The organism is Rhizobium sp. SU303, assembly GCF_021052345.1.
Classification (GTDB): Bacteria; Pseudomonadota; Alphaproteobacteria; order Rhizobiales; family Rhizobiaceae; genus Rhizobium; species Rhizobium laguerreae.
Genome location: NZ_CP088095.1, coordinates 128,189 through 149,291, shown reverse-complemented (window position 1 = coordinate 149,291; position 21,103 = coordinate 128,189). Strand labels below are relative to the sequence as shown.

Genomic DNA, 21,103 nt, shown 5'->3' with positions numbered 1-21,103 from the left:
CCGGCTTCCTCCATTCCAGGAATGCGAGACCCGTCATGAAAGCAGTTCTTTGCCGGGAGCCCGGCGTGCTCGAGATCGTCGAGCGTCCTTCGCCTGCGGCTCCCGCCGCCGGCTGGGTGCGGCTTGCCGTCAGCCATGTCGGCATCTGCGGCACCGACTACCACATCTTCGAGGGCAAGCATCCCTTCCTCGAATATCCCAGGGTGATGGGGCATGAGATCTCGGCGACGGTGCTGGAAGCGGGCGACGGCGTTGTCATGGCGGTCGGCACGCCCGTCATCGTCAATCCCTATCTCTCCTGCGGACAATGTATCGCCTGCCGTCAGGGCAAGCCGAATTGCTGCACCAATATCAAGGTGCTCGGCGTCCATACGGATGGCGCCTTCTGCGAGGAGATTTCGGTTCCGGCCGAGAACCTCTATGCCGCCAAAGGTGTAAGCCTCGAGGCGGCGGCGACGACCGAGTTTCTGGCGATCGGCGCTCATGCGGTGCGTCGTTCGATGACCGGTGCGGGGGCGCGGGCGCTCGTCATCGGCGCCGGGCCGATCGGGCTCGGGGCGGCGATCTTCTCGCGCATCGCAGGACATGAGGTGACGCTGCTCGATACCAGCACCGAACGGCTGCAGATGGCCTCGGAGCGTTTTGGCTTCACCTCCGGCATCGTTGCAAACGAGGCGACAGCGGAAGCCGTCCGGGAAAAGACCAATGGCGACGGTTTCGACGTGGTCTTCGACGCGACGGGTTACGGCCCGTCGATGGAAAAGGCCTTCTCCTTCGTCGCCCATGGCGGCGCGCTGGTGCTAGTCAGCGTCGTCAAGGACGATATCCGTTTCTCCGATCCCGAATTCCACAAGCGCGAGATGATGGTGATCGGCAGCCGCAACGCCACCCGCGTCGATTTCGAGCATGTGGCGGATTCGATCGCCAAAGGGCTGGTGCCGGTGGACAAGCTCATCACCCACCGCACGACGCTTGCCGATGCGCCGCGCGATCTCGCGCGCTGGGCGCATGAGAAGAATGGGCTGATCAAGGCGGTGATCAGGGTGGGCGCTTAGGGCAATTTCGGGAACAGTCAGAAGCGGCTGAGTTCTGTTCAGGAAGCACGGCTGTCCGATGCGCGCTTGTGGCGGCCTCTCACCCTACCGGGCGTGCCATCCGAGAGCGTGAGGGGAACGGCGAGGGCGCGGCAAATCTCTTCTCCCTCGGGGAGAAGGTGCCGGCAGGCGGATGAGGGGCCACAAGGCACACCCCTCTTGTGATATCCTAACCCGCCACGCCAGCGCGGTCGAAGCCCGTATGGCTGTTGCTAAAAGACCGGCTTCGCCGGCCCCCTCATCCGCCCTACGGGCACCTTTGCCTGGGTTGAGCCGCCGGTCTCAACCCGTCCTTCGGACCCCCGCTGGGGAGAAGAGGGAGTCGAGAGGTCACGGCATGTCCCTTCGCCCCGCAAGCGGGGTGCGAGGGACGGGTCGAGACCTGTGGCTCGACCCAAGCGACAAGTTCTAACCCGCCGCCTCAATCGCCCTGCGCATCTCCCTCACAACAGCGACATCCGTCTTGTTCGTGCTTTTCGCCTCGAAGCCAAATGCGACCGCGCGCGGATCGGCGCTTTCGACCGGTGAACTGCAGGAGCCGTGGACCTCGCGGGCGCCGGTCGCCTTTAATATCTCGCCGACATTGGTGGGGCGGATGCCGCTGCCGGGCATGATGGCGATGCGGCCGGCGGCCTTTGCCGAAATGCGCTTCAGCGTGTCGAGGCCGTCTACCGCCTTCAGCGCGCAGCCTGATGTCAGGATACGTTCGCAGCCGAGCTCGACCGCCTGCTCCAGCGCCTGGTCGGCATCCGGCACCAGATCAAAAGCGCGATGCAGCGTCGAGCCGAGTCCCGCCGCATGCGCCTTCAAACGTTGGATCAGCGGCATGTCGAGCGTACCGTCCGGCCGGTTGGCGCCGATGACCACGCCGGCAAGGCCTGATGTGCGCACGGCATCGATATCGATCATCATCGCTTCCTCATCCGCCCCGTCGAAGATGAAGGGGCCGGCGTGAGGGCGGATCATCGAATAGACCGGAATGGGCGCCCGAGCGGCGATCCGCATCAGGCTCGGCAGCGGCGTCAGGCCACCGAGCTCCAGCGCCGAGCAGAGTTCGATGCGCCCGGCGCCACCCTCGATCGCGGCGGCAAGGCCTTCGGCGCTGTCGACGCACACTTCGAGCAAAATCGTCACGCTGCAGTCTCCCTGGCTCCGGCGTCCGTCGGCGTTATGGTGCGTACGACGGTTTCCGAGGTAATTCTCGCCGCCACCTCGAGGATGACAGTGCAGGCATCGGCGGCGGCTTTGCGATGGTTGAAGGCGACGTGATAGGACATCGGCAGATGCTCGTCGAGATCGACGATACGCACCTTGTCAGCAATCGGCATGGCGCTGACGCGGCCGAGGAAGGAAACGTAGCCATGATTGGCGACGAGGTCGACGATGACAGGCAGCGAATCCGCCGCGGTGATATCCTGGCCACGCAGACGCCGGTCGGGCGCGCGTTCGTAGCTGAAGGCCATGGCCGCATGGCCGAGGCCGGTGCGCGGGCTCGGCATGCAGATCGGATGGCCGGCGACGAGATCGGCAACGCTGGTTCCGGTACTATCCGGCGGCGCGATCACCACCATCTCGGTCTGCAGCAGTTCGCGATGCCGGAAGCTTTCCAGCCCGAAGACCGAATCCAGGATCGCGACATCGATGCGGCCGCTCTTCAGCGCCTCACGCAGATCGTCGGCAGTCATCGAGACCAGCGAGATCGCATTGTTGTTGCGGCGCATATTCCATTCCGACACTAGCGAGCCCAGGCAGCGCGCTACCCAGCTTTCCGATCCGGTCGGAATGATCGAGCCGATGCGCAGCGACCGGGCGGTGCGCCGATAACGCTCGTCGGCCGACGATTTGAGATCGTTCCACGCCTGGCTGATCGCCATGAAAATCTGGTAGGCGCGCCTGCCCTCTTCCGTCAGCACCGAGCCCTGCGCCTGCCGCTCGAACAGGCGATGCCTCAGAAATTTCTCAAGATTGGCAAGCTGAAGCGAAAGCTGCGGCTGACCGAGGCGAAGGCGGCGGGCGGCCCGGTTGATGCTGCCCTGGTCGGCCACTTCGAGAAAACGTTCCATCGTGACGATCTTGACGGGAATGCGGGAAGCCCAAGCCTCGTCGATCTCAGCGCTGGCGCCGCCGTGACCGACCCATTGGCCGAGCTCGCCAATCGCAGCCATGATCGGCTCCAGGCCTTCCAGCACCCTGCCGCTCGCAATCAGCGTCGCAAGCTCGCCGGAGGCGCGTTCCGTCAGCGTCATCGCTAGTTCGGTCTCAAGATTATGAATTGCCGTCGAGACGGTGGAGGGCGACAGCTGGAAGCGCCGCGCGGTCTCGCGGACCGAACCGGAGGTCAGGACATGGCTTGCGATGAACAGGGCACCAAGATGCAAACGGCCGCCTCCGGAAAGCGCTGGAAAAACCGGACGATATGATGTGTTCAGGAAAAAAGATATCCCTGCTTCCGGAGAGGCGGGCTATCGTTCGATCATAGAAAAATCCGGGCGGCGGGAATCCGCAACAGAGCCTGGGAATATCGTGGAAACACGCAAGGGGACAAAAACAAATCGCGCCGGCCTTGGAAAAGGGAATGCGTTTCCGCGCGCGGACGTGCATTCGCCGCCATAATCGTGCCGCGACCGCAAATACTGGAGGGGGCTTGCATCGATTTTTCGGGCATGAACGCTATTTCCATCACGCACGCAATTCCGGCATGATGGCGGCTTGGTCGCCTTCGCCGGCAGATTTCCTATGCGCAGGCCTCCCGCCCGGGGCTTGGGCCACTGCATAATTCCTTAAATCGGTATCGATTTAAGATAAAATTATGCAGCAATTCAAAGTGCTACAACGTCCTTGCACGTCTGAAAGACGTGCGGCGCTGTAGGTCAACGGTTTTTGAAAAAGGGGACTTTCCATGCTGAAGAAACTCGCACTTGCCGTTTCGCTCTCCGCCTTCGCGGCGGGTGCGGCCCATGCGGCCGACGTCGTCGTCTCGTCGAAGATCGACACGGAAGGCACGCTGCTCGGCAACGTCATTGCGCTCGCTCTCGAAGCGAACGGCATCAAGACGCAGGACCGCATCGCGCTTGGCGCGACACCGGTCGTGCGCAAGGCGATCACCGCAGGCGAAATCGACATCTATCCCGAATATACCGGCAATGCCGGCTTCTTCTTCAACAAGGCCGATGACGCCGCCTGGAAGAACATCGACCAGGGCTATGAGCTGGCGAAGAAGCTCGATTACGACGCCAACAAGATCGTCTGGCTGACGCCCTCGCCTGCCAACAACACCTGGGCGCTCGCCGTGCGCAGCGACGTCGCCGGTCCGAACAACTTGAAGAGCCTCACCGACTTCGGCAAATGGGTTGCCGGCGGCGGTGCCGCCAAGCTTGCCGCCTCCGCCGAATTCGTCAATTCGGCCGGCGCGCTTCCCGCCTTCCAGACGACCTACGGCTTTCAGCTGAAGCCCGACCAGATGGTCGTTCTTTCCGGCGGCGACACGGCGGCAACAATTAAGGCGGCCGCCGATCAGACGAACGGCGTCAACACCGCCATGGTCTACGGCACCGACGGCGCGATCGAAGCGGCCGAACTGACCGTTCTCGAAGACGACAAGAACGTGCAGCAGGTCTATGCCCCGACGCCGATCATCCGCGAAGAGGTTTTGAAGGCCAATCCGAAGATCGAGGAAGTGCTCTCGCCGATCTTAAAGAGCCTGACCGCCGACGAGCTGCGCAAGCTCAACGCCAAGATCCAGGTCGACGGCGAGCCGGCAAAATCCGTCGCCGAAGCCTATCTCAAGGAAAAGGGCTTCCTGAAGTAGTCATCGCTCGCTCCGCCCGATTGCGGGCGGAGCCTCCCTTCGCTGACAGGGTTGGCCAGACAGGATTGGGATTCATGGCAGAAACCTTAGCGGTCCGCAGGCTGGACCGGCTCGGCGTGGTTCTGGTGGCCGGCGGCATCGCGGCGACAGCACTGATGCCCTTCATCTACGTGAAGGCGAACCGCATCGCCGCCGGCAAGCCGATGCTGCTGATGCAGCTTCCTCCCCAACCTTCCGTCGTCATCCTGACCGTGCTTCTCCTTCTCACCGCCTTCGCCACGCTGTTCCTCACAAATGCAATAGCGCGGCTTTTCATCGCCACACTCTGCCTTGCGGCGCTGATCGTTGCGATCGGCTTCGTCTCGACGGCGGCAACGCCACCCGGCAGCACGGTGGCGCGCATGACACCCGGCGGCGGCTTCTGGGTGCTCTTTGCCGTGATCGGCCTCGTCATATCCGATGCGCTGGTGAAGATTCGGCTGGCGCCCTGGATGCGGGTCGCTGCCCTTGCAGCCTATACGGCGCTGCTCTTCATCTCGCTCTCCTCCGGCCTGCTCGACAGCCTTTCGATCATGAAGGAATTTTCGACACGGGCCCCGCAGTTCGAGACCGAAGCGATCTCGCATCTATTGCTGGCGTTCGGCTCACTTGCCATCGCCATTGTTATCGGCCTGCCGCTCGGCATCCTCTGCTTCTGGGTGCCGAAGCTGCGGGCCGTCGTACTGCAGGGGCTGAGCCTCATTCAGACGATCCCGAGTCTGGCACTCTTCGGCCTGTTGATGCTGCCGCTCGGCTACCTCGCCACCCATGTGCCGCTCGCCGCCGCGATCGGCATTCGCGGCATCGGCACGGCCCCTGCCTTGATTGCGCTGGTGCTCTATTCGCTGCTGCCGATCGTCGCCAACACCGTCGTCGGCCTGCAGGGCGTCGATCCTTCCGTGCGGGACGCTGCGGCCGGCATGGGGCTGACACGCTTACAGATCCTTGTTGGAATCGACATGCCGCTCGCCTTTCCCGTCATCCTCACCGGCATCCGCATCGTGCTGGTGCAGGCGATCGGCATGGTGACGATCGCCGCGCTGATCGGCGGCGGCGGCTTCGGCATCTTCATCTTCCAGGGGCTCGGCCAGACGGCCATGGACCTCGTCCTGCTCGGCGCCGTGCCGACCGTCTTCTTCGCCTTCTCATCGGCCGTCATCCTCGATGCGGTCATCGAAAGCATCCGGGGATCTGCCGCATGACTATGATCGAGATCAGGAACGTCACCAAGCGCTATGGCGCGGCCACCGTCGTCGACGACGTCTCGATGCGTGTCGAGAAGGGCGAGATTACCGTCATCGTCGGCACGTCTGGCTCCGGCAAATCGACGCTGATGCGGATGATCAACCGGCTGGTGCCGATCACCGAGGGCGAGATCTTCGTCGGCGGACAGAATGTAATGGACGTTCCGGTGACCGAGCTTCGCCGCAAGATCGGCTATGCCATCCAGGGGCACGGCCTCTTTCCGCACCGGACCGTGGCGCAGAATATCGCCACCGTGCCGCAGCTTCTCGATTGGGATTCCGCCCGCATCGCCAAGCGGGTCGAGGAATTGCTCGGGCTTTTCAACCTCGATCCGGCAAGCTTTGCGGACAAATATCCGCATCAGCTCTCCGGCGGCCAGCAGCAGCGCGTCGGTGTCGCCCGGGCACTGGCGGCCGAGCCGGAGCTGCTTTTGATGGACGAACCCTTCGGCGCGCTCGATCCCGTCATCCGCGGCAAGGCGCAGGACGACCTCTTGGCGATCCAGAAGCAGTTCGGCACGACGGTTATTCTCGTCACCCACGACATGGACGAGGCCTTCCATCTCGGCAACCAGATCGCGGTGATGAGCGAGGGCAGATTGCTGCAATGCTCGACGCCGGAAAAGATCCTCACCGAACCCGCCGATCCCTTCGTGCAGCAATTGACCGGCACCTCCGACCGGGCGCTGAAGCTGATGTCGCTGCTGCCGCTGAAGGAAAGCATGGAGCCGGCCAAGAATGGTCTCGCTTATGCCCTGCCGCAGTCGCTCAGCCTGCGTGATGCACTGGCCGAAATGATCTGGCAGGGGGTTGATGAGGCGGTGGTGCAGGACGGCGAAAAGGCGCCAGTTGGATCGATCTCGATGACGCGGCTTCTCGAACTGGGCCGGAAGGCATGAAGCTCGTCGTCGCCAATCTCTTCCGCCTGGCGGCGCTGGCTTTGCTGCTCATCCTGCTGTTCAGGACGGAGTGGCTTTCCTTCATGCTGGTGCCGCTGACCAGCAACAATGCGCCTGCCGTCTATACGCAGAACAGCCTTGCTTCGCTGGCTAGCGGCCATCTGCAGCTGGTGATCGGCTCGATCGTCTGCAGCGCCGTGCTTGCCGTTATCGGCGGCATCTTCGTGACGCGGGAAAGTGGGACTGACTTCCTGCCGCTGTCGCGCGCCATCGCCAATGCGGGGCAGACTTTTCCGCCGGTCGCGGTGCTGGCGCTCGCCGTTCCCGCGACCGGCTTCGGCGCCATGCCGACGTTGATCGCGCTCTTTCTCTACGGCCTGCTGCCGATCTTCGAAAACACCGTCGCCGGGCTGAAGCAGGTTTCGCCGCAGGTGCTCGATGCCGCCGACGGCATGGGCATGAACGGCACGCAGCGGCTGTGGCGCGTCGAGCTGCCGCTTGCCCTGCCGCTGATCCTCGAGGGGCTGAAGGTGGCGACCGTGATCAATATCGGCACGGCGACAATCGGCTCGACGGTTGCGGCCAAGGGCCTCGGCGAGGTCATCATCGCCGGGCTGATTTCCGACAACACCGCCTTCATCCTGCAGGGCGGACTGATCGTCGGCCTGATGGCGGTGCTGATCTATGACGCCATGGGCTTGATCGAAGGAGCGATTACCCGAAGAATCGGCTTGCGCGCGGAGTAAGAGGACGGGTACCAAGACTGCGGCGCTGTAGGGCAATGGGAGGCAGACTTGGCGAAGATGATCCACTCCATGATCCGCGTTCTCGATGAGGGGCGCTCCGTCGAATTCTACGAGAAGGCATTCGGCCTTTCGGTCGCCGACCGCGTCGATTTCGAAACCTTCACGCTGATTTACATGAGCAATGCCGAGACCGGCTTCGAGCTGGAACTGACCGTCAACAAGGGCCGGACCGCGCCCTACGATCAGGGCAATGCCTATGGCCATCTCGCCGTTTCTGTCGACGAGGTGGCGGTCGAGCGCGAGCGGCTGTCGAAGCTCGGGCTGAAGCCCGGTGAACTGGTGGAGCTCAACCGCGACGGCAAGCTCTTCGGCCTGTTCTTCTTCATCAGCGACCCCGATGGCTACAAGATCGAGGTGCTGCAGCGCCACGGCCGTTTTCTCTGAGGCATCCGACGCCGAACCACCGATACGTTCCAAGCCACAGATAATCCCACAGCTTCAAGCGGCATGCATGAGGAGCCCGCCATGATCGAAAAGACTGCGCTCAATTCCGGCTGGACGCTCTCCTGTAACGATACAGGCAGGCCCGGCCTGCCGGCTGCAATACCCGCGACGGTGCCGGGCTGCGTGCATCTCGACCTTCTCGCCAACCGGCTGATCCCCGATCCCTATATCGACGTCAACGAAATCACCAATGACTGGATCGGCAAGACCGACTGGAGCTATCGCTGCAGCTTCGAGGCGATGTCTGGCGATGGCCGGGTGCAGGAATTGGTCTTCGACGGGCTCGATACGGTCGCGGTGATATCACTCAACGGCGAAGAGATCGGCCGTACCTTCAACATGCACCGCACCTATCGTTTCGATGTTTCGGCACTGCTGAAGGCCGGCGCCAACGAACTTTCTGTCACCTTCCGCTCCGCCTACGCCTATGGCGCGGAGATGGAGAAACATTACGGCTACCGTCCCAACAACTATCCGGGACCGGGCAATCTGATGCGCAAGATGGCCTGCAATTTCGGCTGGGACTGGGGGCCGACGCTGGTGACGGCAGGCCTCTGGAAGCCGGTACGGCTGGAAAGCTGGGATCGGTCGCGGCTTGCCGAAACACGGGTATCGGCAACACGTGCCGGCGGCGACGGCCTGGTGAAGGTCCATGCCCGGCTGGCGCGGCAGGGCGACAAGACGCCGTTGAGGCTCGTTGCCGAAATCGGCGGCGTGACCACGACGGTGGCGATTGGGCCTGACGAAGACGCGGTTTCCTTCGAGCTTACCCTCCCCTCGCCGCAGCTCTGGTGGCCGCACCATCTCGGCGCGCAGCCGCTCTACCCGATGACCGTCAGGCTGATCGACGATTTCAGCGACGATCTGCTCGATGGCTTTGAAAGGGAGCTGGGTTTCCGCTCGCTGCGGCTCGATACCGCAGCCGACGAACACGGCTCGGCCTTTACCTTCGTCATCAACGACGTGCCGCTCTTCATCTGCGGGGCGAACTGGATTCCGGACGATTGTTTTCCATCGCGGGTGACGGCCGAGCATTATGCCGCGCGGATCGAGGAGGCAAAAAGCGCCAATATTCACATGCTGCGCGTCTGGGGCGGCGGCATCTTCGAGGCAGACGAGTTCTATGAGGCCTGCGACCGCGCCGGCATGCTGGTCTGGCAGGATTTCCTCTTTGCCTGCGCCGCCTATCCCGAGGAGGAGCCGCTCAGAAGCGAGGTCGAGGCGGAGGTGCGCGACAATGTCGTGCGGCTGATGTCGCATGCCTCGCTCGTCCTCTGGAACGGCAATAACGAAAACATCTGGGGCTTCGACGAATGGGGCTGGCGGCCGATCATCAAGGCAGGCGAAAGCTGGGGGCTCGGCTACTATCTCGACCTGCTGCCGAAACTCTGCGCCGAACTGGATCCGGACCGGCCCTACTATCCCGGCAGTCCCTATTCCGGCTCGATGGAGATCGAACCCAATGCCGACGCACATGGCTGCAAACATATCTGGGACGTCTGGAACGATGTCGGCTACGAGGTCTATCGCAACTATATCCCGCGCTTCTGCTCCGAATTCGGCTGGCAGGCGCCGGCCGCCTGGGCGACGATCGAAGAAAGCGTGCACGACGCGCCGCTGACGCCGCAATCGAACGGCGTCTTCCACCATCAGAAGGCAACTGATGGCAATGACAAGCTGATCCGCGGCCTGTCCGGCCATCTGCCGGAGCCAAGGACAATGGACGACTGGCACTTCGCCACCCAGCTCAATCAGGCGCGCGCCATCCGCTTCGGCGTCGAGCACATGCGCTCGCATCGCAATATCTGCAAGGGTGCGGTGGTCTGGCAGTTCAACGATTGCTGGCCGGTGACCTCGTGGGCGGCACTCGATTCGGCCGGGCGCCGCAAGCCGCTCTGGTATGCGCTGAAGGCCGCCTATGATCCGCGCCTGCTGACGATCCAGCCGCGCGGCGGCGGACTTGCGGCGGTTGCGGTCAATGAACGAACGCTGTTCTGGCGGGCGAAGATCAGCGGCAAACGCATGAAGCTCGACGGCACCGTGCTTGCCGAATTCGAATTCTGGCGGCTGCTGTGCGACCGTTTCGAGGCAAAGGAGTTTCCGTTGCCCGAGGATATCGTCACCCCCGGCTTACCGAAGGACGAACTCATCGTCGTGCAGATGCTGGACCGGCGGGCCTTCCATTATTTCGTCGAGGATATCGAGCTTACCCTGCCGGTACCGCGGCTGACGGTCGATGTCGTCGGGATCGATGGCGGGTATCAGGTCAAGGTGACGGCGCGAAATTTCCTCAAGGATCTCTGCCTGATGGCGGATCGACTGGATCCGGATGCCGTTGTCGACACGATGCTGGTGACCCTGCTGCCGGGCGAGAGCCATGTGTTTGCGGTCAGGACGGCAAGGACGATTGAAGCAGGTGACATCACCGTCGGCGCCGTGCTGCGCTCGGCCAACGATCTCGTCGCGGGGGACTAAAGAGGTCTCGCATCCCTGTGCTCGTCACAGGAATCCAGCCACCGCGCGTCCGCGCGGTGAATTGACCCGATACCTCAAGCGAAAAGTCTTCCGCGCCCAAGGACTTGGACGCACTGGATTCCTGTGACAAGCACAGGAATGAGGGTGAGCAAGCATCTGCCGGATCGAGTGCTCAATGACCTCGGGTAAGAGCGAAGCTCATCGCCAAACACCAAAAAGGCCCCGCATCCGCGGGGCCCTTCCAGCTCGGCCTATCGGACGACGTTACATCCAGTAGGGCGGCACGCCGTAGTAATCATAGACCCGGCGGCCATTGTCGTTGTACCAGGTGTCGTCATCGTCCGAATAGCTCGGGGCGCCTTCGATCTGCTCCTTGGTCAGGTCGATGCGATAGCCGTCCAGCTGGGTGTCGTAGTTCAGCTTTTCCCAGGGAAGCGGATAGTGATCGTGACCGATGCCCAGGAAGCCGCCGAAGCTCAGCACGGCATAGGCGACGCGGCCGTCGCGCTTTCCGATGATCAGGCGTTCGATCGAGCCGATATGCCTGCCATCCGGACCATAGACGCGGGTGCCCTCGACCCGGTCGCTGGCGATCAGCGAATGCGTGTCCTTGACATTGGGGTCACGGCGGGTGGCGTCAGTATCCTCGTTCAACATTGTGCACCTCCTTTTGGTGTTTCCTCATGATGGGTATGCAAGATCAACGTCATGGCGGACTCAAAGTTCCCATCCTTCCAACGGGCGAATGTTGACGTTTACGTTAAGGTTAGTATAGCTTCATTCGGCTTGAACCGTTCAGGCAATGGCATAAGCTGCTGGACTGGAAGATGGAGGACTCTTCCAGTCAATTGTGGGCCAGCCGATTACCGGCGCGGCTGGCGCGGCGGCCGCAAGGGAGAGAGGATACGATGAACAGCATTTCCGTCCATCCGAACGGAGCCAAGCCCGGCAAGCCCTGGCTTGCCGCCTATCCCGATATCGTTCCGGCAGAGATTCCGCCGCTGGAATATGCCTCGCTTACAGAACTGCTCGAAAAATCCTGCGCCCGTTACGCCGACCGGATCGCCTTTTCCAGCATGGGCAAGGGGATGCGCTACCGCGAGCTGGAGAGCCAGACGCGCAAACTCGCCGCCTGGCTGCAAAGCATCGGCCTTCAAAAGGGCGACCGCGTCGCCGTGATGATGCCGAACGTGCTGCAGAACCCGATCGCGACCTACGCCATCCTGCGCGCCGGCCTCGTGGTGGTGAACGTCAACCCGCTCTATACGCCGCGCGAGCTCGAACACCAGTTGCGGGATTCCGGCGCCAAGGCGATTTTCGTGCTGGAGAATTTTGCCCGCACGGTGGAGCAGGTCCTCAACAAGACCGATCTGCGCCACGTCGTCGTCACCTCGCTCGGGGAAATGCTGGGGCCGAAGGGGCTGATCGTCAATTTCGTCGTGCGCAAGGTGAAGAAGCTCGTTCCCTCCTGGTCGATCCCTCAGCACAAAGGCTTCGGCCAGGTGCTGCGTGAAGGTGCGGGAAAAAAGCTCCAGCCCGTCACGCTGACGGGCAGCGATATCGCCTTCCTGCAATATACCGGCGGCACGACGGGCGTTGCCAAGGGCGCGGTGCTGACGCATCAGAACCTGCTTGCCAACAAGGCGCAGCTGTCGCTCTGGCTTCGATCGGCCTTCGAGCGCAAGAAGGAGCCGGAGGTGCTGAATTTCCTCTGCGCCCTGCCGCTCTACCACATCTTCGCGCTGACGGTGAATTCGCTGATGGGCATGTCGCTTGGCGCCCACAATATCCTGATCGCCAATCCGCGCGACATTCCCGGTCTCGTCAAGGAATTCGAAAAATCGAAGGTGCATATCTTCCCCGGCCTCAACACGCTGTTCAATGCGCTGATGAACAATGCCGATTTTGCCAAGCTCGACTTCTCCTCGCTGATCATGTCGCTGGGTGGCGGCATGGCCGTCCAGCGCCCGGTCGCCGAACGCTGGCTGAAGATGACGGGCACGGCAGTGACGGAAGGCTACGGCCTTTCCGAGACATCGCCTGTTGCCACTGCCAACCGCTTCGATTCGCCTGAGTTCACCGGCACGATCGGCCTGCCGCTTCCCTCCACCGACCTCGACATCCGCGACGAGGCAGGCAATTCGCTGCCGCTCGGCGACGTCGGCGAGATCTGCATCCGCGGGCCGCAGGTGATGGCCGGCTATTGGCAGAAGCCGGAAGAGACGGCGCGGGCGATGACCGACGACGGCTACTTCCGCTCGGGCGATATGGGTTTCATGGACGAACGCGGCTACACCAAGATCGTCGACCGCAAGAAGGACATGATCCTGGTCTCGGGCTTCAATGTCTATCCGAACGAGATAGAGGAAGTCGCCGCCATGCATGCCGGCATCCTCGAAGCCGCGGCCATCGGCGTGCCGGACGGACACTCGGGCGAGGCGGTGAAGCTCTTCGTGGTCAGGAAGGATCCGAACCTGACGGAAGCCGAGGTGAAGGCCCATTGCATCGCCAACCTCACCAACTACAAACGCCCGCGCTTCATCGAATTCCGCACCGAGCTGCCGAAGTCGCCGGTCGGCAAGATTCTGCGCAAGGACCTGCGCGGCTGAATTTGACGAATTCAAAGTTTTACAGCGTCCTTTGCGCGTCTTTCGGAAGCGCGGCGCTGTCATGAGATTGACGGCCATCCGCTTGCCGCGGGTGGCTTTTTTCTATTTCGAGCCGTGGCTGAACTTGATTTGCGGGTGAGAAAGCGAATAGTTTCCGCAACCTTTCCGCCTCCAAAGGAGCCTCCCATGAACGCCATCGTCGAACAGCTGAAAAGCACCGCTGATGCCACCAAGGCAACCGATATCCGTGCCGCCTTCGCCGCCGATTCGCAGCGCTTTTCGCGCTTTTCCGTCGCGCTTGACGACCTGCTGATGGATTTTTCCAAGACGGCGGTAAATGACGACATCCTCAAGCTCCTGGTAAAGCTCGCCGAAGAAGGCGGCGTCGAGGCAAAGCGCGAGGAAATGTTCTCCGGCAAGGCGATCAACTTCACCGAGGATCGCGCCGTTCTGCATACCGCGCTGCGCAACCGTTCCAACACGCCGGTTCTGGTCGACGGCAAGGATGTCATGCCCGACGTCAATGCGGTGCTTGCCGCCATGGGCAAGTTTGCCGACGATGTCCGCTCCGGCACGCTGAAGGGCGCGACCGGCAAGGCGATCACCGACGTCATCAATATCGGCATCGGCGGCTCGGATCTCGGGCCTGTCATGGCGACGCTGGCGCTTGCCCCCTTCCATGACGGCCCGCGCGCGCATTTCGTCTCCAACATCGACGGCGCCCATATCGCCGACATCCTGAAGCTAGTGCAGCCGGAAACGACGCTGTTCATCGTCGCCTCGAAGACCTTCACCACTGTGGAGACGATGACCAATGCGCAGACGGCGCGCAATTTCATCGCCAAGGCGCTCGGCGAAGCGGCCGTGCAGCACCACTTCGCCGCCGTCTCGACGGCGCTCGACAAGGTCGCCGCCTTCGGCATCGACAGCGCCCGTGTCTTCGGCTTCTGGGACTGGGTCGGTGGCCGTTATTCGATCTGGTCGGCGATCGGCCTGCCGCTGATGATCGCCGTCGGCCCTGAGAATTTCGGCAAGTTCCTCGACGGCGCCCATGCCGTCGACAATCATTTCCGTAAGGCACCGTTTACCGAAAACCTGCCGATGCTGCTCGGCCTGATCGGCTTCTACCATCGCAACGTACTCGGCTACCCCACCCGCGCCATCCTGCCCTACGACCAGCGCCTGTCTCGCTTCCCGGCCTATCTGCAGCAGCTCGACATGGAATCGAACGGCAAGGGCGTCACCATCGACGGCACGCCGGTCGAAGGCAATTCCGGCCCGGTCGTCTGGGGCGAACCCGGCACCAACGGCCAGCATGCCTTCTACCAGCTCATCCATCAGGGTACGAGCATCATCCCGGCCGAGTTCATGATCGCCGCCAACGCCTTCGAGCCGGAGCTGCGCCACCAGCACCAGCTGCTGATCTCCAACGTTCTCGCCCAGTCGGAAGCGCTGATGAAGGGGCGGACCTTCGCAGAAGCCAAGAAGCAGCTGACCGACAAGGGCATGGACGACAAGAAGGCCGATTTCATCGCGCCGCACCGCGTCTTTACCGGCAACCGTCCGTCGATCACCTTCGTCTACGACAAGCTGACGCCTTATGCGCTCGGCCGACTGATCGCGCTCTACGAACACCGCGTCTTCGTCGAAGGCGTGCTCTTCCGCATCAATTCCTTCGACCAGTGGGGCGTCGAGCTCGGCAAGGAACTGGCGACGGGCCTGCTACCGGTCGTCGAAGGCAAGGAAAGTGCGGCATCGCACGACTCCTCGACACAGGGCCTGGTTGCGGCGTTGGCGAAGCTTGCGAAGTAAGCGCTCGAGATGCCCCTCACCCTAGCCCCTGCGAGAGGAGAGTGAGGAACGGAGAGGTCACGGCATATTCCCTTCTCCCCGTCAGAACGGGGAGAGGTGCCGGTAGGCGGATGAGGGGTGGACGCTGGCTCCAACCTTACAAACCAATCTCACGCGCCGGGGCGGATTGCCGCCAACATCGTCATTGCGGCCGCAAATATAATGAGCTGATATCGGCGGGCTTGGTGCATCCGCACGATGGGCTTCGTCATGCAAAACCGGATTGAACGTTCTTCTAATCAAAAATTGTAGAATGAATTCTTTCAATTCGTTGGAATCGCCCTAGATTCAAGCAAAATCTGTGCGGGAAATGCTCCGTTCGTTGTTCTTGTTGGCATCTGCACCGGGCCGCTCGCGTCCGGGTCGGCTCTGTCGATGTCGGCGCCTTCACCGCATGGGGTCCCTGCCCAAGTTCGGGAGATGCCTCAAAACGCTCGTCACACAGCGTTTTCATGGCCCATCTTCACCAAAGGAAGCTCATGAGCCGTCTTGTTGTCGTTTCCAATCGTGTTCCCATGCCGGCCAAAGATGGGAGCGCCGCTGCCGGCGGCCTGGCCGTCGCGCTGCAGGCAGCCCTGCAGGAACGTGGCGGCATCTGGATGGGATGGTCGGGAGAATCGAGCGGGGACAGGGAACCTGGCCCGTTGTCGCAACTGCAGAAGGGCAACATCACCTATGCGCTGACCGATCTCACCGACACCGACGTCGAGGAGTATTATCGCGGCTTCGCAAACCGCGTTCTCTGGCCCATCTGCCATTATCGCCTGGACCTCGCCGAATATGGCCGTAAGGAAATGGCCGGCTATTTCCGCGTCAACCGCTTCTTCGCACACAGGTTGGCGCCGATGATCGAGCCGGACGACATCATCTGGGTTCATGATTACCACCTCATTCCGCTGGCGGCCGAACTCCGCCAAATGGGGCTGAAGAACCGGATCGGCTTCTTCCTGCACATTCCCTGGCCGCCGGCCGACATTCTGGTCACGATGCCCGTCCATGAGGAAATCATGCGCGGCCTCTCGCATTACGATCTCGTCGGCTTCCAGACCGATTACGACCTCCAGAACTTTGCCGGGTATCTCAGAAGGGAGGGAATTGGCGACGACCTCGGAAATGGATTGTTCGATTCCCATGGGCGGATATTCAAGGCCGGCGCCTATCCGATCGGGATCGAAACTGCTGGTTTCGCCGAATTCGCCGAGAGAGCCGCAAACAATATCATGGTACAGAAGACCCGGCGCAGCGTTGAAGGCCGGGACATGATCATCGGGGTCGACCGCCTCGATTATTCGAAGGGCATCATTCAACGGCTGGAAGCGTTCGAAACCTTCCTCACCAGCAATCCTGCCTACCAGAACAAGGTCACCTATCTGCAGGTCACGCCGAAATCGCGATCGGAAGTTCCCGAATACGAGCATATGCAGAAGATGGTCGCCGAACAGGCAGGCCGCGTCAACGGCGCCATCGGAACGGTCGACTGGGTGCCGATCCGCTATGTCAACCGATCGATCAGCCGCAACGTGCTTGCCGGCCTCTACCGGCTGGCGACGATCGGGTTGGTCACGCCATTGCGCGACGGCATGAATCTCGTCGCCAAGGAATATGTCGCCGCCCAGGATCCCGATCGCCCGGGCGTATTGGTGCTATCGCGCTTCGCCGGCGCGGCTCGAGAGTTGAAGGGTGCGCTGCTGGTCAATCCTTACGATGTCGAAGGCACTGCCAATGCCATCGCCAAGGGCCTTTCCATGTCGCTGGAGGAGCGCCGCGACCGCTGGAGCATGATGATGGAGCATCTGCTAACCCACGACGTCTCACTTTGGTGCGAAAACTTCTTGGGGGACTTGGTACTTGCTCCCGAGCTTCGACTGGAGCGTGACCCCGGATAGTCTCCTGATCGATCGACGTCGACCCGTCCTTCGGACCCGAGGGGAGAAGAGGGAATCGAGACGTTGCTGCAAGGAGGAGGAATTCACGGGCGAGATTCCGCGTGACCTGCTGCGTGATGCGGCGGATGACCGTCACCCGCCGTTTCAGTTGCGTTGACGCGTCTCAACCCTCGCCTTTGCACGACCGTGTGTGGGAGCTTGATCGCCGAAGCCAGACCGAGCCTTGCCAGCAGCCGGATGAAATACCAACCGAGATCCAGCTGCCCCGGCTCGATGCCGAGCCGCGCCGAATCCGGAAAGGCGTGATGGTTGCCATGGAAGCTCTCGCCAAAGGTCACCAGCCCGAAACGCGGCAGGTTATAGCCCTGCACCGCGACATCATCGACACTCCAGCCCTGATGGCCGGCTCGATGCGCGAAATGACCGACCAGCCAGTGTCCGGTCAGCGACACGGATATCCGCACGGCAATACCCCAAACCACCCATGGCAGTCCGCCGAGCGCAAAGAGCGCGAGTCCCAAGGGGATCTGCTGCGCCATCCATGTCGCCTCCAGGAAGCGATAGAAGCGGTCGCGCCGCTCGCGCTCCTCCGGGACGAAACGCGGCGGATGGTCCAGCGCCACGATGCAATGCATCTGCCAGAAGGCATCGATGAAGAAAGGCCGCCGATGGGCATAGAGGTCATGGCAGTCTCGCTGCCGTTGCGCCCAGTCGCGAATGTCGTGCGCGTAGATCATGCCGAAGGGGCCGGCCATGCCGACCAGCGTACCGAGATAGACGAGAAAGTGCTCGATCCAGATATGAGTGCTGAATGAGCGATGGATCAGCAGCCGGTGCATACCGACCGAATGACCAAGGCAGATCGTGATGGCGGTCAGGAGGATAAAGACGGCAAAGGCGCTCCAGGTGAAGGTCAGCGGGCCACCAATGACGGCAATCAAGGTCATGGCGATGATCCAGATCGACTTTGCGGGCATCCAGACCACTCTCCCCTTCACCGGATCGCTCCCATTGTCGATCATTCGTCCAGTGGAAATACTGCTCATGACAAACTCCTTCCCATCGGGCGCATTCTCTACTTGAACATCGCCTACCAATTCGTCCACTATTCCCTGATCGAGAACAATCTCGTCAACACGCTCAACGGCTTCGTGCAGGAGGTCTGCCCGGTCAGTCGGCCGATCAAGAAGGAAAGCCAGGCGCGCACCCGCGCGAAAGAGTAAGCTTGAGCAAGGGCAAATCCCTGGCTGGCGTGGCGTCAGAACATGATGTCAAGCCGATGCCGGCGTGAATCGAAGCTCGCATGGGTATTGTTGGAAAGACCGGCTTCGCCGGCCCCCTCATCCGCCCTACGGGCACCTTTGCCGGGGTTGAGCCATCGGTCTCAACCCGTCCTTCGGACCCCCGCTGGGGAGAAGAGGGAATCGAGAGGTCGCGGCTTAAGCCTTAAAGCCCGATCTCGCGCGCCCAGGGTGGATTGGCGCCGGCGCGGGAGACGGTGACAGCGGCGGCTTTGGCGCCGAGGGTCAGGGCGTTGCGCAGCGCCTTTTCGTCCAGCGAAGCGACCTGCGCCTTGGTCAGCAGATTATCCATCTTCAGCGACGCCAGGATGCCGGCATCGAAGGTATCGCCGGCGCCGACCGTGTCGACGACGGTGACGCGCTCACTCGGCACCGTGACCTTGCGTTCCCTGGTATAACCGGAAGCGCCTTCCGCGCCCTTGGTGATGACGACGAGCTTGGCGCCGTGGTTCAGCCAGTGGGCGGCGAGCGCATCATGGTCGCCCTGAAGGCCGAACCAGTCGAGATCCTCGTCGGAGAATTTGACGATGTCGGATTTCGCAGCCATCCGCTTGATGCGGGCCATGTGCGACGGCTTGTCCTTGATGAAACCGGGACGGATATTCGGATCGAGCGAGATGACGCGGCTTGCAGCTTCGCGGTCGAGCAGGGCTTCGTAAGTTTCGCCGCAGGGGCTGGGGATCAGGCTGATCGCGCCGAAATGCAGCGCCTCGCAATCATCGCCGAGATCCGGCAGGTCGGCCGTGGTGATCATCCGGCCGGCCGTGCCCTCGTCGTAGAAGGCATAGGTCGCCTGGCCGTTCACCAGCTTGACGAAGGCGATGGTCGAGGGACGCGGCGTGATGGCGCATGGGCTGTAATCGACGTTGCTCGCCTTCAGCGTTTCGAGCAGGATTTCGCCCATCATGTCATCGGCAATGCCGGTGAAAAAGGCGGTGGGGATGCCGAGCCGGCCGAGCGCGATCGCGGTGTTGAAGATCGCGCCGCCGGCATAGGGGGCAAAGCCCTTTTCGCCGAGGGTCGTCTCCCTCGGCAGCATGTCGATCAAGGCTTCGCCGCAGCACAAAATCATCGTATTCCTCCCAACAGGACTTGCACGTTCATCAACCGATTAAGCGAGCTTTTGTCAACCGGCTAGAGCGAAAGCTCACTCACCCCGCCATTCCTTCCCGACCAGGCCAGCGGCGCATCGAGGAAGGCCTCGACTTCCGACAGCGTCGTGTCGTCGAAGAGCTTCTGCTCCCTGGCGACGGCCAGAACATTACGCCAGGTGGCGATGTGATGCAGCCTGACCTTGCCATCGGCAAAGCGCTCCTCGCCGAATATGCCGTAGAAGAAAAGCGCTATGCCGTGATCGACGATGCCGCCGGCGGCACGGATGGCATCGATGAACTTGAACATGCTGCCGCCTGCTGTCGTCAGGTCTTCAATGACCAGCACCCTCGACCCTTCCGGCATGTTGCCTTCGATCTGGGCATTGCGTCCGTGGCCCTTCGGCTGCTTGCGGACATAGATCATCGGCAGGCCGAGGCGGTCGGCCAGCAGGGCGGCGAAGGGAATGCCGGCAGTCTCGCCGCCGGCGATGCAATCGAACTGCTCGAAGCCGGCATCGCGCAGCAGGGTGCTGGCGGCGAAATCCATCACCGTTGAGCGGATGCGCGGGAAGGAGAGCAGCTTGCGGCAATCGATATAGACCGGGCTCGCCATGCCGGAAGAGAGTTTGTAGGGCTGACCGGCATTAAAATGCACCGCCTTGATCTCCCAGAGCATCTTGGCCAGCAATTCGGCCATCACGGCGCGGTCGGGAAATGTGGTCTGGATCATGCGGCTCTCCTTCGGCTTGGATCCTTGCGGGAATAGCAGCAAGAGCCCGCCGTTTCCAGACGAAAGGCGGGCTATTGCTGCAGCAGGCGGCCGATATCAACGATCTGCATCTTCTTGAACAGAGCGACTGCCTGAGCACCCTCCTCCGCATCCAGCGAAACGGCATAACGCACGGCGGCGGCAAGCAGCTGCATCGTCAGCCGGGCGATGGCGAGCAGTTCCTTGCGGTCGCGATCCGGCCATAGGCGGATAAGCACCGCGAGAAATGCCTGGGCATGAAATTCCATGTCCTCGGCATCGACCTGTTGCAGAAGCTTGTCGGTATGGGTCGCATGCCAGATGTCGCGCATGACAGGCTCTCGGCGGAAGAAGGCGTAATATTCGTCGACGATAGTGGCAAGCGCGCCCTGCAGGGCCGCAGCGTCGGCCACCTTCGCCAGTTCCTCTTCGACGCACCGCCGGCCCTCTTCATTGAAGCGCTCGGCCAATGTGCGGATGATCGACGTCTTGTCCGGGAAATACTGGTAGAGGGCGCCGAAGGAGAGACCGGCTTTCTCGACAATCTCGCTCATCTTCAGGCCGTCGCTGCCATGGCTCTCGATCAACTGCGCGGCAACGGCGAGGATCTTTTCGAAGCGCTCGCGGCCGCGCTGCTGGCTGGGGATGCGGCGCAGCTGGCCGGTGGACTCCTGCTGGCGCCTGCGCGTCGCGACCGGCTGTTCCGACATGCTCTCTCCTTTTCCACGTTGACAAACAAAATAAGAGAGATTATCTCATTTTGCAAATAAGAGAGTTTCTCTTGTTTCAAAGTTTGGGAGGAATT

General features: G+C 61.9%; 17 protein-coding genes and 1 pseudogene. 11 read left to right on the top strand and 7 right to left on the bottom strand.

Annotation, left to right across the window (positions count from 1 at the left end; translation table 11 throughout):
- Window positions 1–35 precede the first annotated feature (35 nt).
- Entirely contained in the window at window positions 36–1,055 is a 1,020-nt protein-coding gene (locus tag RlegSU303_RS00755) for a zinc-binding alcohol dehydrogenase family protein (protein WP_017958823.1), read from the top strand.
- A 447-nt stretch (window positions 1,056–1,502) separates the two neighbouring features.
- Here RlegSU303_RS00755 and RlegSU303_RS00750 read toward each other — a convergent pair whose 3' ends face one another.
- Together RlegSU303_RS00750 and RlegSU303_RS00745 are read right to left on the bottom strand one after the other, a co-directional pair.
- On the bottom strand, window positions 1,503–2,228 hold the full coding sequence (locus tag RlegSU303_RS00750; protein WP_231283363.1) for a copper homeostasis protein CutC: 726 nt from the start codon (window positions 2,226–2,228) through the stop codon (window positions 1,503–1,505).
- Window positions 2,225–3,472, bottom strand: coding sequence for a LysR family transcriptional regulator (locus RlegSU303_RS00745; protein ID WP_231283362.1), 1,248 nt, complete (start codon window positions 3,470–3,472; stop codon window positions 2,225–2,227). The genes RlegSU303_RS00750 and RlegSU303_RS00745 overlap by 4 nt, the downstream gene beginning before the upstream one ends.
- A gap of 521 nt (window positions 3,473–3,993) precedes the next feature.
- Between RlegSU303_RS00745 and osmF the strand changes: the two genes are divergently transcribed.
- The 6 genes from osmF to RlegSU303_RS00715 all read left to right on the top strand — a co-directional run bounded on the left by osmF (window position 3,994) and on the right by RlegSU303_RS00715 (window position 10,809).
- Window positions 3,994–4,902 (top strand): glycine betaine ABC transporter substrate-binding protein OsmF, encoded by a 909-nt coding sequence (gene osmF / locus RlegSU303_RS00740; protein ID WP_231283361.1) that lies wholly within the window; start codon window positions 3,994–3,996, stop codon window positions 4,900–4,902.
- A gap of 74 nt (window positions 4,903–4,976) precedes the next feature.
- Window positions 4,977–6,143, top strand: a complete 1,167-nt coding sequence (locus RlegSU303_RS00735) for an ABC transporter permease (protein WP_231283360.1) — start codon at window positions 4,977–4,979, stop codon at window positions 6,141–6,143.
- Window positions 6,140–7,084: an ABC transporter ATP-binding protein gene (locus tag RlegSU303_RS00730; protein ID WP_131707893.1), complete on the top strand. Its 945-nt coding sequence runs from the start codon at window positions 6,140–6,142 to the stop codon at window positions 7,082–7,084. The genes RlegSU303_RS00735 and RlegSU303_RS00730 overlap by 4 nt, the downstream gene beginning before the upstream one ends.
- The gene (locus tag RlegSU303_RS00725) at window positions 7,081–7,830 is read left to right on the top strand and encodes an ABC transporter permease (RefSeq protein WP_222402374.1); all 750 of its coding nucleotides are present in this window, start codon (window positions 7,081–7,083) and stop codon (window positions 7,828–7,830) included. The genes RlegSU303_RS00730 and RlegSU303_RS00725 overlap by 4 nt, the downstream gene beginning before the upstream one ends.
- Window positions 7,831–7,878: 48 nt before the next feature.
- A complete protein-coding gene (locus RlegSU303_RS00720) occupies window positions 7,879–8,274 on the top strand; it encodes a VOC family protein (RefSeq protein ID WP_017958816.1) in 396 nt (131 codons plus the stop codon).
- An 81-nt stretch (window positions 8,275–8,355) separates the two neighbouring features.
- Window positions 8,356–10,809: a glycoside hydrolase family 2 protein gene (locus RlegSU303_RS00715; RefSeq protein ID WP_131707890.1), complete on the top strand. Its 2,454-nt coding sequence runs from the start codon at window positions 8,356–8,358 to the stop codon at window positions 10,807–10,809.
- Window positions 10,810–11,073: 264 nt separating this feature from the next.
- On the opposite strand, the gene RlegSU303_RS00710 is transcribed toward RlegSU303_RS00715, so the two are convergent.
- Window positions 11,074–11,466 (bottom strand): PRC-barrel domain-containing protein, encoded by a 393-nt coding sequence (locus RlegSU303_RS00710; RefSeq protein ID WP_017958814.1) that lies wholly within the window; start codon window positions 11,464–11,466, stop codon window positions 11,074–11,076.
- Between the two features lie 251 nt (window positions 11,467–11,717).
- Here RlegSU303_RS00710 and RlegSU303_RS00705 point away from each other — a divergent pair, with 251 nt between their 5' ends.
- The 3 genes from RlegSU303_RS00705 to otsA all read left to right on the top strand — a co-directional run bounded on the left by RlegSU303_RS00705 (window position 11,718) and on the right by otsA (window position 17,155).
- Window positions 11,718–13,418 carry a long-chain fatty acid--CoA ligase gene (locus RlegSU303_RS00705; RefSeq protein ID WP_222402373.1) on the top strand — a complete coding sequence of 567 codons (1,701 nt, stop codon included), beginning with the start codon at window positions 11,718–11,720 and terminating at the stop codon, window positions 13,416–13,418.
- A gap of 186 nt (window positions 13,419–13,604) precedes the next feature.
- Window positions 13,605–15,230, top strand: coding sequence for a glucose-6-phosphate isomerase (gene pgi / locus RlegSU303_RS00700; RefSeq protein ID WP_222402372.1), 1,626 nt, complete (start codon window positions 13,605–13,607; stop codon window positions 15,228–15,230).
- Window positions 15,231–15,748: 518 nt separating this feature from the next.
- On the top strand, window positions 15,749–17,155 hold the full coding sequence (gene otsA, locus RlegSU303_RS00695; protein ID WP_222402371.1) for an alpha,alpha-trehalose-phosphate synthase (UDP-forming): 1,407 nt from the start codon (window positions 15,749–15,751) through the stop codon (window positions 17,153–17,155).
- 83 nt (window positions 17,156–17,238) lie between these two features.
- On the opposite strand, the gene RlegSU303_RS00690 is transcribed toward otsA, so the two are convergent.
- Window positions 17,239–18,201, bottom strand: a complete 963-nt coding sequence (locus RlegSU303_RS00690; protein WP_131627931.1) for an acyl-CoA desaturase — start codon at window positions 18,199–18,201, stop codon at window positions 17,239–17,241.
- A 48-nt stretch (window positions 18,202–18,249) separates the two neighbouring features.
- Here RlegSU303_RS00690 and RlegSU303_RS00685 point away from each other — a divergent pair.
- Window positions 18,250–18,378, top strand: a pseudogene (locus RlegSU303_RS00685) (metalloregulator ArsR/SmtB family transcription factor); the annotation flags it as partial.
- A gap of 223 nt (window positions 18,379–18,601) precedes the next feature.
- On the opposite strand, the gene RlegSU303_RS00680 reads toward RlegSU303_RS00685, so the two are convergent.
- The 3 genes from RlegSU303_RS00680 to RlegSU303_RS00670 form a co-directional block, all read right to left on the bottom strand.
- A complete protein-coding gene (locus tag RlegSU303_RS00680) occupies window positions 18,602–19,528 on the bottom strand; it encodes a carbohydrate kinase family protein (RefSeq protein ID WP_222402370.1) in 927 nt (308 codons plus the stop codon).
- Between the two features lie 62 nt (window positions 19,529–19,590).
- Window positions 19,591–20,280 (bottom strand): orotate phosphoribosyltransferase, encoded by a 690-nt coding sequence (locus RlegSU303_RS00675; protein ID WP_131720636.1) that lies wholly within the window; start codon window positions 20,278–20,280, stop codon window positions 19,591–19,593.
- 71 nt (window positions 20,281–20,351) lie between these two features.
- Window positions 20,352–21,008 carry a TetR/AcrR family transcriptional regulator gene (locus RlegSU303_RS00670; RefSeq protein WP_131627925.1) on the bottom strand — a complete coding sequence of 219 codons (657 nt, stop codon included), beginning with the start codon at window positions 21,006–21,008 and terminating at the stop codon, window positions 20,352–20,354.
- Window positions 21,009–21,103: the final 95 nt, after the last annotated feature.